This is a genomic window from Olleya sp. NP1-10 (assembly GCF_055804415.1).
Window position 1 is genome coordinate 3,166,388 of record NZ_CM147840.1, and the last position, 13,385, is coordinate 3,179,772.

At 28.9% G+C, this 13,385-nt stretch carries 10 protein-coding genes; 1 reads left to right on the forward strand and 9 read right to left on the reverse strand.

What is annotated here, in order from left to right:
- Window position 1 precedes the first annotated feature (1 nt).
- The 9 genes from AC0L4B_RS14905 to AC0L4B_RS14945 all read right to left on the reverse strand — a co-directional run bounded on the left by AC0L4B_RS14905 (window position 2) and on the right by AC0L4B_RS14945 (window position 12,145).
- Window positions 2–3,049, reverse strand: a complete 3,048-nt coding sequence (locus AC0L4B_RS14905) for a SusC/RagA family TonB-linked outer membrane protein (protein ID WP_473437626.1) — start codon at window positions 3,047–3,049, stop codon at window positions 2–4.
- Between the two features lie 229 nt (window positions 3,050–3,278).
- Window positions 3,279–6,077: a helix-turn-helix and ligand-binding sensor domain-containing protein gene (locus AC0L4B_RS14910; RefSeq protein ID WP_473437627.1), complete on the reverse strand. Its 2,799-nt coding sequence runs from the start codon at window positions 6,075–6,077 to the stop codon at window positions 3,279–3,281.
- A gap of 120 nt (window positions 6,078–6,197) precedes the next feature.
- A complete protein-coding gene (locus AC0L4B_RS14915; RefSeq protein WP_473437628.1) occupies window positions 6,198–6,680 on the reverse strand; it encodes a hypothetical protein in 483 nt (160 codons plus the stop codon).
- Between the two features lie 119 nt (window positions 6,681–6,799).
- Window positions 6,800–6,988, reverse strand: a complete 189-nt coding sequence (locus AC0L4B_RS14920; protein WP_473437629.1) for a hypothetical protein — start codon at window positions 6,986–6,988, stop codon at window positions 6,800–6,802.
- Between the two features lie 150 nt (window positions 6,989–7,138).
- Entirely contained in the window at window positions 7,139–7,645 is a 507-nt protein-coding gene (gene tssO, locus AC0L4B_RS14925) for a type VI secretion system TssO (RefSeq protein ID WP_473437630.1), read from the reverse strand.
- A 27-nt stretch (window positions 7,646–7,672) separates the two neighbouring features.
- Window positions 7,673–8,830: a hypothetical protein gene (locus tag AC0L4B_RS14930; RefSeq protein ID WP_473437631.1), complete on the reverse strand. Its 1,158-nt coding sequence runs from the start codon at window positions 8,828–8,830 to the stop codon at window positions 7,673–7,675.
- 30 nt (window positions 8,831–8,860) lie between these two features.
- A complete protein-coding gene (locus AC0L4B_RS14935; RefSeq protein WP_473437632.1) occupies window positions 8,861–9,862 on the reverse strand; it encodes a PKD domain-containing protein in 1,002 nt (333 codons plus the stop codon).
- An 11-nt stretch (window positions 9,863–9,873) separates the two neighbouring features.
- Window positions 9,874–11,706, reverse strand: coding sequence for a type VI secretion system baseplate subunit TssF (locus tag AC0L4B_RS14940; RefSeq protein ID WP_473437633.1), 1,833 nt, complete (start codon window positions 11,704–11,706; stop codon window positions 9,874–9,876).
- Window positions 11,707–11,713: 7 nt separating this feature from the next.
- A complete protein-coding gene (locus tag AC0L4B_RS14945) occupies window positions 11,714–12,145 on the reverse strand; it encodes a GPW/gp25 family protein (RefSeq protein WP_054851288.1) in 432 nt (143 codons plus the stop codon).
- A 209-nt stretch (window positions 12,146–12,354) separates the two neighbouring features.
- On the opposite strand from AC0L4B_RS14945, the gene AC0L4B_RS14950 reads away from it, so the two are divergent.
- The gene (locus AC0L4B_RS14950) at window positions 12,355–13,383 is read left to right on the forward strand and encodes an NlpC/P60 family protein (RefSeq protein WP_473437634.1); all 1,029 of its coding nucleotides are present in this window, start codon (window positions 12,355–12,357) and stop codon (window positions 13,381–13,383) included.
- Window positions 13,384–13,385: the final 2 nt, after the last annotated feature.

Genomic DNA, 13,385 nt, shown 5'->3' on the forward strand with positions numbered 1-13,385 from the left:
CTTAAAATTTAACGTTAGTACCAATTAAAAATGTTCTTGGGTTAGGGTAAAATCCATTATCAATTCCTCCTCCTATTGGATTTCCATTAGATGTTGTTGGATCAAAACCACTATATTTTGTTAATGTAAAAGCATTACTTACAGACACATATAATCTTATATCTTTTAAACCTATACTATCTAATTTATCTTTATTAAAAGAATATCCTAATTGCATGTTTTGTGCTCTTATAAATGAACCATCTTCTACAAAATAATCTGAAAAGACAGTGTTAGATGTTGCACTATTTGTAACTCTAGGATCAGTATTACTAGTCCCTGGACCAGTCCATCTATCTAAAACATTAGTCGTTAAGTTTGTTTTAACGCTGTTACGATCATAGTTTCTAACAATATCGTTACCTATAGATGCGAAAAAGTAAGTTTGAAAATCGAAATTTTTATAATCAAATGATAAATTTAACCCCATAGTAACATCTGGAATTGGATCTCCAATAAACGTTCTATCATTATCATCTATAATTCCATCATTGTTAACATCTACAAAACGCAAGTCACCAGCTTCTGCATTTGCTCCTAAAGCTAATTGAGAAGGATGAGCATCAACTTCTTCTTGTGTTTGGAAAACACCATCAGTCTGTAATCCATAAAACACACCCATTGGCTGTCCTTCTTGCATTCTTGAAGGCGGTAATTGTCCTATACCAAAAACTCCTCCAGTAACATAACCAATGCTATTATCTACTTGTAACACTTCATTTTTTAATGTTGCAAAATTGTAACTTATATTAAATTTAAAATCATCTGACAGTTGATCTTTATAACTAATCTGAAATTCTAATCCACTGTTTTGAACTGTTCCTGCATTAACAATTGGATTTCCAGACCCAGGAGCAGCAACACCTAAAATGGCAGAACTCTCTACTTGAAGTAATAAATTTTCGGTTTTACGGTTAAAATAATCTGCAGAAATATCTATTTTATTATTAAATAATCTCGTTTCAAAACCAATATCAAAAGCTTTTTGTTCTTCCCATTTAACTTCTGGGTTAGAAATGCGACCTACAGCATTACCCAAAGCCAATTGATTATCAAAGCCATAAGTTGCTTCTCCATCTAATAACGATTCAAATGCAAATGGTGCAATTCTATCATTACCCAAAATACCATAAGAGCTTCTAAATTTTAAAAAGTTAATAGTGTTACTATCTGATAAAAAATCTTCATCTGACACTACCCATCCAACAGAACCTGAAGGAAATACTCCAAATTTATTTTCTGGTCCAAATGCTGTAGAACCATCACGTCTAACTACTGCTGATAATAAATACTTTCCTTTATAATTGTATTGTAATCTTCCAAAATAGGATAATAATCTAGAATCATAAAAACGATTACTGATTTGAGAATATGGATCTGTAATAGTAGTAGCATCGTTTATATCTGCATCACTAAAAACTGTATTTAAAGGCATTCCGTCTCCAACAGCTAAATAAGAATCTCCTGTAGTTTTAAAAACTGAAGTCCCTAATGTCGCTTTAATATTGTGCGTTTCATCATTAAAAGAAGTGTCGTAATTAACAAAGGCATCAAAAGTATAATCTCTATAAAATGAAACCCCTTCTGTAAACTGTACATTATTGGTATTATTAAATACTGAGCCATTACCATAATCTACTATAGGGTTTAATGCTCTTGTTCTTACCTCTGAATAGTTCCATTGGTAATTAGCTTGGGCAGAAAAATTATTTAAAAAATCATAATTTAAACCAAAAACACCACTAATCTTATCCACCTTAGTTCGATTAAAAGTATTCTCTAATTGTTTTAAAGGGTTTACAACTTCAATTGGGTATCCTTCTGAAGAAGTAAACTGTCCTGATTGATCTGTTGGAGCATCTGTTGGAGAAAAATTAATTGCATTAAATAAGACAGAACCTAAACCGCCTTCTGAAAGCGTTTTTCTTGTTGTACCTGTATAAATTAAATTAGCCTTAAAATTTAAGTTTTCAATTATTTCTAATCCATAATTAGCACGTGTTGTATAACGAGTAAAATTTGCTTTACTACCACCAACAATACCGTCTTGAGTAAGTAAAGAAGCTCCAAAAGAATACGTTGATTTTTCAGTACCACCACTTGCTGTTAAAGCATTGCTGAATATAGGTGCTGTTTCAAAAATTTCATCCTGCCAATTTGTACCTTCTCCTAAACCAAATGTATCTGGAAAAATTAAATCATCTCCACTAGCCACTGCTGCTTCATTTTTAATTAAAGCATATTCAGTAGCATTAAGAAGTGGTATTTTTCTTGTCGTTTTCTGAAAACCAACATAAGAGTCGTAGTTAAAAACCATTTTTTTATTTTTGCGACCTGTTTTAGTTGTAATTAAAATCACACCATTTGCAGCTCTAACACCGTAAATACCTGCTGTAGCATCTTTTAAAACAGTATAACTCTCAATATCATTTGGGTTTATTACACTTAAATCTTCAATGACGTTACCATCTACTAAGATTAAAGGCTTATTATCTCCATTTGTAGAAATACCTCGAATTCTAATATCTGAAGAACTTCCAGGAGCACCAGATTGAGATGTTATATTAACACCTGCTACTTGGCCTTGTAATGCTTGCTCTATACGTGTAGGTTTTAGCGCTTCAATAGTTTCGCTTGATACAGTAGCAACAGCACCTGTTACTTCTTTTCGTTTTTGTGTACCATAACCAATTACGACTACTTCTTCTAAAGCTTCAACGTCTTCAGTTAATTGTACATTTAATATGTTACCATTAGTAATTACAACTTCTTTTGTTTTGTATCCTATATAAGAGAATACTAAAGTTGCATTTTTTGGAACATTATTAATAGTATAGTTACCATCAAAATCTGAGGTCACACCATTTGATGTGTTTTTAACTATAATGTTAACGGTAGGAATGGGAAATCCATCCTGAACACCAGTAACATTTCCGGATATTGTATACTCTTGAGCCGAAACAAATAGAGTAAAAAATATTAGTAGAAATGAGAAAATAGTTTTTTTCATATGATAAAGTTTTTGTGCTTTTACCAAAATTATTGACATAAAATGATAATTTGATAAAATTAACCGCTACAAAAAACATACACGATAAAAAAATCACAGAAAAACCTGTTAATATTATGTTTATACAGTGTTAACGTTTATTTAACCATAATTAATCAAGGCTACTAAAACGTTGTAAAACAAGGTTTGTATAGGTCATGTATAGGTAAAACACCTAAGTGTATAGTGTTTAAATGCTAAGAATATAGTCTGTTAAATTAACATTATGTTCTAAATTCATTTTTTTACGCAAACGATATCGTTTAACCTCTACACTTCTAGGAGAAATATTAAGTAGCGGAGCAATCTCTTTTGAAGATAAGTTAAGTCTAAGATATGCACACAATCTTAAATCGTTTGGAGTTAAAGTTTCATGTTTTGATTTTACCTTCTTTAAAAAATCTTTATCAGCATTATTAAAAGCTTCTTCAAACAAATTCCAATCATCTTTATTATTAATATTCTTATCAATAATTCTAATTACGGACTTTAAATTAGTATCGTTAACTTTTTCGTTTAATTCAATTTTAATTGTATTTAAAAATTCATTCTTTTTAATTAAACTCATTGTAGAAATCGCAAGTTCACGGTTCTTGTTTTCAATTTCTTGTCTAAGTTTTTCGTTATTTAAAGCCATTAATTGCTGTTGTGTTTCAAAATCTTTAAGTTCTAATTCGCGTTTTGCTTTAATTACTAATTTTTGTTTTTGTTTTTTGTAATACTGTTTATAAAGATAATTGATTAAAATAACGGTTAGCAATCCAAATAACACATACACTACAATCATTAAATTTGATATATACCAAGGCTTTTGAATTGTAAATTTAAAGGATGCTTGATTTGTCACTACCTGCTCACCTACTCTAGCTCTTACTTTAAAAACATAATCACCATAAGACAAGTTTTTATATAAGACACTTGGCTTTGTGGTCCAATTGCTCCAAGAATCATATAAGCCTTCTAATTTATGGGAATATTCTGCTTCTAAATACTTATCAAACTCAGCTATACTGTAACCAATCTGAAGGTTATTCTCTTTATTATTTAAAATAACGTCTTGATTTAAATCTATTAATTCTTTAGTGCTAACCAAAGGGGATTTGTTAACAGAATTGATAGAAACATTGTAGTTTTTGTTTAGAATTTGAGTGACATCAATAACAATATACCCTTTTGAAGTACCAAATAAAAAGGTACTAGGCTTAATACTAAATATACTTTCGTAGCCTGAAATACCCTCTCTTAAAGTGCTTGGCAAAGGTATAAATGATACTTTAGGAACTGTACTTAATTTACCAGGACTAATATAGTTAATACCTTTTTGAGTAATAATCCATAAAGAATTAGTTGCTTGATCTGTTATTAATTTACCAGAAGAATACCCTTGAGTATCATATAAGCTAGTTAATAATGAATCTTTAACAAATTCGTTATTGGTTGTTTCTTTTTTATAAATACCTTGATTTGAAGCGTAATATAAAGTCGTATTATATTCTACTAACGAAGAAAACAAACCCTTTTTTAAATTTTTGACCTTCGAAACTTTTAAAATCTTTTGTAAGTCATCATCAACCTCTAATTTAAAAACACCTTTATACTCGTGACTAACAAAAACTTGATTAGTTGTTGGCATTACAAAAAATCTAGAGGAGTTATCAAAACCTTTAATTTTATTTCTTAATTGCCATACTCCATTCTTGTTCTCTAAAACATTTAATCCGTTATAATTCCCTTGAAGTAACAAATTAGGCTTCCCTTTAACTGCTTTCAAATCCCAAGTTCCGTCTATGCTTGAAATTTTTTCAGCTTGATCATTCTTTATTAAAAAAGTACCCGAATTGTGACCACAAAATAATTGATTATTAATAATTTTTAAAACCCAAACTTGTCCTTTGGTGTTAATAACAGGAGAAAACTTGGTTTGATTTTCTTTTTTATAAAACAAGCCTTGATTAGTACCTAGGTATAGTATATCATCACAAACAATTGAAGCGTAAACTGCTCCTAAAGCTCCTTTATCATCATTAAAAATTTTATAAGGAGAATTGGTGTTGATAAAATTAATACCATTATCTAAACCTAACCATAAATTATTATCTAAGTCCTGAAATAATGATAATACTGTATTATTCCCCAAACCATTGATCTGATTGATGTGTTGCTTTATAACTCCATCAGAATTAACTTTAATTAAACCATTACTAATGGTACCCAATAACAAACTATTATCTTTTATTTTAATACTGCTATAGATTGAATATTGTAATAGTTTTTGATTTAATTTTTGAGACCAAACCGTAATATTATCACTGTTAACTTTATAAATCCCATTATTTTGGGTGACAACCATTAAATTATTATCGATAAGGTATAAACCAGAAATTATTTTTTGATTAAAAAAAGTACTACCAGCAATAACAGAAGGCTTACCGTTTTCTAACTTTAAAATTCCTTTTACCCTATCCTGATAATAAATAGTATTATTAACTTTAAACATCTTTATAATACCAGCATCAGAGGACAATATTTTAAATGTTTGTGTTTTTAAATTATAAACATAAATCCTGTTTAACGATTGAAATAACAGCCAATCATCTAGATTAGTAATTTTCCAAAACTGCTCATCTTCTAATAGCTTATCTTTTATTTTATCCGAAAGAGAAGTATAACTTAATGCTCCTTTAGAGTTTTTGGACCAAAAACCAAATTGCATATAACTTCCTGTATAAATTTTATCTTTAAAAACCTTTACAGACCTCAAAATTGTTTGATTAGAGGAAGGATACAATGTCCATTCTGCTCCATTAAACTCTAAAAGCCCTTTTGAATTTGCTACATATATATGTTTATTGTCACTTTGTGAAAGTGCCCAGTTTTGATTTTCGGCTTTATAATGTTTGGGAGAAAAATATTGTATAGGTGGTAAATTTTGAGATATTATATTACCACAAAAAAAACATATAACAATAAAAAACAGTGTCTTAAACACTGTTTTAGTATAAAAAATATTCAATTTAAGCATGTAGCAATATACAACATTGTATGGTTAAATTAAATAGAGAAATCAAACTATACAAGTAATATTACTATAAACTTAATTGAATAAAAATTAATAAATTATCAAAATTAGAAATAATGTTTTATAGATATTTTTTAAGTATTTTTTTAGTTCAATAATATCTTCTGTCTTATTACGAACTAATCTATTTTTATTGTTTGTTTCAAATGAAGAATAGTCAATTACAGCCAAATTAACACCCTTTTTTGATAACATTTCTTTTCGTCTATGATTATACTTTTGGATTTGCTCACCTCTTGTTACACCACTAACAGTTAACTCCTCTAGTTTTATTTGTTGAGCTTCTGTCTTCTTTCTATTTTCAGCAAATTCTATCACTAAGTTAGAAGCTTCATAAAATGCTGCTAAGGGTAATAAAGTCCTTGTTTTTCCTTTTTTATGCATGTCTCCAAACAACCATGAAAAAGTATGCTTACGAGACGCGGTTTGTTTTAAAATTTCATCACAAAGGTTTATAATATAAAACTCATCCGTATTTTCTCTTGTTGTTTTAGCTTTATCTTTTTTAGACACAGTACTTATAGCTGTATTCTCAGGAAATTTAGCTCCCTCTTTTACAAAATACCAGTAAATTGCTTTATCCGTTCGCTCTACATGTAATAACGATATTGAGTCTAAAGCATTTTTTTGATCTAAATCACGTAAAACTTTTCGGAGTGGTAATCCTTTTTTTGATCCTTTGCAAATATCCCTACCTTAACTAATTCAGGCATAATTTGTTTTGCTGGTATCCAATCTGTATTAGGATTATTATCAAAGTAGGCCTGTACTACTTTATTTATTTGTGCAATTTTATCTTCTGCTTTAAGACTTCTTTCCATATTTATAGTTTACTTTTTCTATTTGCATTAACTACAAATAAAACGCTGCAAGATAAGCCAATAATTATTAGCTTATTACTCTAGCACAAAAAAAGCCTGATTACTTTTATTTAAGTAATCAGGCTTTTAGACTTATGATAATTTTTATATTTAATTATTTCTACTGTAAAACTGAACATCTCTTTGTAGGTCTTTAACACTTTCAAAGCACTCTTCAAGTTTTAATTCATATTCATTAATTTTTTGCTCTGTTTCTCTAACTTTAATTAATCTATTTTGAGCTTTTTGAAGCTTCATAAATGTACTGATTATATTTTCATAAAGATCATAATTTTGAGTAGAATCTTTTTTAGGAATTGAATTCTGAAGTTCTGATAATCTTTTTCCAATTTCTGCATTATCAAAAGATACTGTAGCACCTGGAGCTGTTAAAGAATCTATTATTACCGAAACTTCTTCCATTTTATTAGCAAAACTGGCTTGAAATTTAAGTTCTTCTTTAACCAAAGAAGCTTGTTCTTTTAAAACTTCATTTTCTTTATTAGAAATCTGAAAATTAAAAAATACAGCACCAACTATTGTACCTACGGTTACTAAAAAAATTAAAAGGAATTTTAAAAAACTATTTCTTCTTTCTTTGCTGTTTTTTGGTTTCATTATTTATGTGGACGTAATTATGGTTGATTAATCTAATAAAAAGCTTCTTCTGCTTTTAACTTCTGTATTATCTACAACTTCTTCTTTTACAAATATATTAGAATCTGATTTTTTTCCAATATAATCTAACTCATTTAATTTTTTATACAAGGATAACATTAATCTAGTAAATGCAGAAGTTTTATATAATGATTCGTTAATATTAGTATGAACGTAGTCTAACTCTATCATTTCTATTAAAACATTTTCAAAAGCACCTTGATTTAAATCACACCAATCTGTTAAGTAATTTAATAGTTCTTCTTTACCTGTTCCTACGTATACATCTAAAGCACTTTTAATAACTCTAGCTAAACTAACTAATTTTGTTAACATAACTACAGGTGCTTCATACTTATCTTTAAGTCTAAACTCTGGTATTATTGCATTTAAATATTCTCCCGTTTTTTGGGCTAAATGCAAAACCATATGCGCAAGATCATTAGTTTGCTTTTTTTGATATATTTTTTGAACAATATGCATTGAGAAATGCTCCATTTGATTTAGAAAAGCACCAATCTCAGAATATGTAAATTTTAAATCTGGATGACTTTGGATTGATCGACATGGTGGTATAAAATCTTCTACTAATGTTGGTGTATCTCCTACCATTTCGACCTTACCAATGGTAATGTGATACAATCCCATTTCGTTGTCAGACGATTCATTTTTTGGAATGATATCTATTTTATAATCTGATAACACAAAAGGATGGCGTGGTGGATCTTCTTGTGGATCTGCGTCTCCAACAGGTATTTTGTTAAATGGATTAACATATAACACTATAAACCATTCTTGATCATTAGCATCAAGATCGTATTGATGTTTAAGTATTTGACCCGATTGTTCTAATAGCGCTTTAGTGTCTTCTGTTATATTAATTTCAAAACCACCTAGTGTTATAGCTCTACATATGTTAACATCAACATGTATTGTTGATTGGCCATCCATTGACATTACAACATCAATAGAATTTTGAGCCAAACTATTTGAGGGTAATAAACCAAAGTTTACTGGTGTAACATGATTAGCGTTACTGCTATGCAAGGCACTCATCATGGCATTTTCCATACCAATAAAATGATTTTTATTAATCTTCATGCCATCAACCCAATTGATTTTATGATGTGTGTGTTCTGCTTTCATTTTATATTATATTATTTGGGTAAAAGTTTATTAAAAAATGGTTCTTTTATATATTAAAGATACATTTTCAATACAATTGGTCCCTTTTTGCTTATCTAACTCTAAAGATTTAATTTTAATATTCTTGTTTGCTATTTTTTGACATAAAACAGAAAATGACATTGTACTTTTATTTACTACAACCGTTTTGTTAATATCACCACAGAAATACATCTTAAAATCTAAAGCTGTTTTAGTTCCGTTAGAGACCTGAATTAACATTCTAGAAAAGTTTTTATCTGTAATATTAGGTGCAGTCATAGGCTTTACATCTGTTGATTTATCATCATCATCTGGATTATAACCAATTGGATAATCCTTTACTTTCCAATTTTTTATTGGTTTTGTACTTGGTATTTCTTGATCTAAAATAGATATTGGTTTTTCCGGCTCTAATACTTTAATTTTCTTTTTAGAAATGTAATCATACTCATTATTTACAACAAGTTTTATAGTATACAAACCTGGCTCTTTATAAACATAACTTGCTATTTTGTTATTATCATCAACATTTGCACTTTCACCAAAACGCCATTCCCATGCACTAGCGTTATCTGTTTCATCATTTAACACTAGTTTTTCTCCTGCTCTAATAGATTCTGGCAAGTTAAAAACAGGAAATTTTGTAGAATCAACAATTTTAATAGCTTCGTTAATCTGGACTGTTTGTATAGTTGAACATTTACCATTTACTATAAGTTGCACATCATAACTACCCGGTTTTTCAAAATAATGCGCAGGATTTTTTTGAAACGAAGACGTGTTATCTCCAAAATCCCATTGCCATTTTTCAGCATCAATTGTTTTATCATTAAATACAATTGCTTCTTTTACTGTATAATTCTGAGCTTCAGACTCAAAAACAACAATGTTACAGCCAGACTGATTATTGTAATGATAACCCAATACTGAGGCTGATATTAAAAATACAAAAATGAATAAATATTTTACCATTTTATCCATGTGATAATGTGTAATATTTTTTTCTGACATGATTATAATTTTTAAGATATTTTGATTTTGTAAGGAAAAACACTTACCGAATGATTTTCCAAAAATAATAATAAATTACTATTTAAAGCCTCCCATTCTTCTTCATTTGTATTGTTTTCTGGATTAGCTAAAAGTTCAATTTCGATACAATTTACTAATCCTTTATTTAATGCTATATCTTTTGTATAACTTTTTTTAATTTTTACATCAACGATTTTGTTATTGTATATCTCATAACATAAAGCCTTAACATCTTCTTTAGTCACAATTCTATCTCTTGACAACAAAGAACGTCTATAAGCATTTAAACGCTCTTCCATAGTAAGATGATCTTTTCCACCAAAAGTTGGAGACAACAACTTACTACTTTTTTGTTTTATACCTATTCCTTTATATATTTCAAGCTCACTACCTGTTTTTATATTATTGGCTTGTGCACCATTTGTTGTCCAGTACTCGACTATTAAAGACTCTTTAGGTTTTATTGGTTTAAGACTTAAATATGTGGTTTCTGACACATCATTAGTAATTTCTGACACCTTTTTTTCTAAACGCGCTATTAGCTGATTTAGTTCTTTAAGATTAGATTGTAAAAAATCGTTATTAAACATCGAGAAAGACGCACTTTCATCTTTTAATAGCTCTAAAAGATATACGACATACTCTTTAGCCTTTCTGTATCCTAATTTACCTACATTTTCTGTTCTTGTAATATAAGTTCCTTTTTCTTCGTAAGAATTATCTTTACTTTGTGGCTTGTATTGCTTACCACTAGTATTTGATATACTATTAACATCTAAAAACAAATCATCTGTTTTAATAGGTACAATACTAATAAATTCTTTCAGTCTGTATGAAAAATTATTAATCTCTCTATTTAAAACAGGAAATGCATTTACAGTTACAAATATATTGGACAATGTAGCGTTAGAAATAACTCTAGGAAATACAATTTTAATCCATCTAACATTTTCTGCAATCTTTACTTTATTTTCAGATATTATGTTTTCTAATTCTTCAAATTTCGAATCACTAAAAGTTGGATTTTGCTTGTTAGGCTGAATCTTAACAAAGTGCTTATCATAAAATTCACAAGCTTGTTGTACAATGTTGTTTGTTTTATTGGGTGCATCTTCAAAAATAGCATCTAAATCTAGCTCTGCACTTTTTTGATTACTTATAAAACCTGATTCTGTATTAATTCTTTTATTGTCGACATACCATTCGGCAAATTTTAAATGGTGATAAAATAATGCTTTGTCATCTAAATCTAATAATTCAAAATAAAATGAAACATCATTTAAATCTAAAACTTCTAAATCACTAGATATACCTAGATATAATGTAGAATTAGGTAAGTTATTTCTAGATCCAGAGTCATGTAAAACTATATCGTCATTTTTACCCTCTATTTGTTTTATAGTTTTGCCTGCAGCTATATAATCTATCTTTGCGTTAATTAAAGTAGACTCTGATACTGGTGTAAAGTATAAGTTTTTAAAATTTTGGGTTGTCTTTTTTTGTGTCACCTTTTTCTTATAATAATATAAGGTTTCAGGCATTACTATTGCCTTAGCATCAATTGGATGACTTGTCATAACTGCATGAGCCGGTTTTGGACCATAAATGGTTTCTGGCGTCATTAACTGGATTATTTTTTCTGTAATCCTAGTTTGAGACTCGTTTATTTCTCCGCTAATTTTTTCAATTTCACTAGCGCAAGCACTAATTAACAAAGCGACCAGTGGGTCAAAGGACATCTCTATCTCATTAGCAGGAACACCCCAAAGTGTTGCTGCCTTTTTAAGCATCCTATTTTTAATCTGTTCTTTGGTATTATTCATTTACTCTTTAATATGATAATGGTCCGATAAAAAAGTGTTCGATATAAGAAAAATCTTCATCAATTTTTTTAATTTTTCCTTTAACATTAATATCTACTCTTTTTTTAATCCTGTTACTTTGTTCGTTTAGATTTAATTCTTCTTGTTTAATTCTTACAGAAACTCTAACATGAGTTAATCTTTTTTCATGAATTTTTAACGAGTCTATCAAAGACTCTTCAATTAAAGATTTTAATTTATTAGTGCTTTTTAAATTATCAAAATCTATATTCCAAATAGAGCATCCATAACTATCATCAAAAGTACACTCTCCAAAGTATGATGTTGCTATCAAATGAATATTATTTGCTATGGAATCTGACAATCCACAGGTTTGATGTATTCTGCTTTTAATAAGCGACTCGGCATTTATCGGTAATTTATAGTAATTATTGTTCATTAGGTATTGTTACTGTACTAAGATAAGTGTATCATTTAAATAAAAAAGCTGAAATTAAATATAATTTTATTACTTTTAAAATTAAATTCATTTCATACTTATTTTAATGCATTTTGTCGATATATAAAGTCTACGATATTTTTTTTATCTACTTTTATAAATCAAATTTTTCAATAATAAAATAACCAAAAAAAATAATACTTAGTTAAATGAAAAAACTACTTTTAACTCCACTTTTAATCTTATTGTGTTTAGTAAGTAATGCTCAAGAAACATTTTTTGAAGGCGTTGTTTTTGACGACCAATTATCTACACCTATAGAAGGAGCTATCGTAACGATTAAAGACACGGAATACACTGAAGCTACAGATGCTGAAGGTAAATTTATTTTTACTAACAGACTACCAGAAGGTCAGTATGCTATAATCGTTGAAAAGAAGGAATTTGAACATGAAATCTTTTTAATTGACGTCAAAGGGTCTGCAAAAATCGAAGCTAAAGAAGTAAAACTTGAACCTACTAAAAAAGAACTTTATAATCGTAAAGTTGCTGCAAGAGAAGCTAAAAAATTAGAAAAAATTGCAGAGAAAGAAGAAGCCGAACGAATTGCATCAATAGAGAAAGAATTACGTAAAAAAGACAAAGCTTATTCTAAAGAACTTAAAAAATTAGAAAAACTGCATAGTAAAGGAAAAACAGGAAAAGATGAACCTGTCGTTGACTACAAACAGCCAGAAGCGGAACCAACAATAGGCACTGATACTTTTGAAATTACAGAAGTACAAAAAAAATATGCAGAAATCTTGAATGTTGACCCATTAGATTTAACAAATGTTGAATTATATAACCTAATTGAAGAATGGGATAATGTAACTTACAAATATGCTGGAGTTACAAAAAAAGGGATTGACTGTTCCTCTTTCACACAATTAATTGCCTCTAAAATTTATGATGTAAGAATTGAAAGAACTGCTAGAGAACAATATGAGTCGGATTTTATAGACGAGTTTAAACAACAAGAAGCACTTTTTGAAGGTGACTTAATCTTTTTTACTGGTGTTGGTAAAGATAACGACGCTTTAAATCATGTTGGATTATACCTTTTTAATGGCATGTTTGTTCATTCTACAAGTAATTTGGATGCTAACGGAAAAAGCGGTGTTCAAATAAGCAACTTAAATGATAAATATTGGAAAACAAAATTTGTTGCAGCAGGACGACTATTACCAGAAAACTAAGT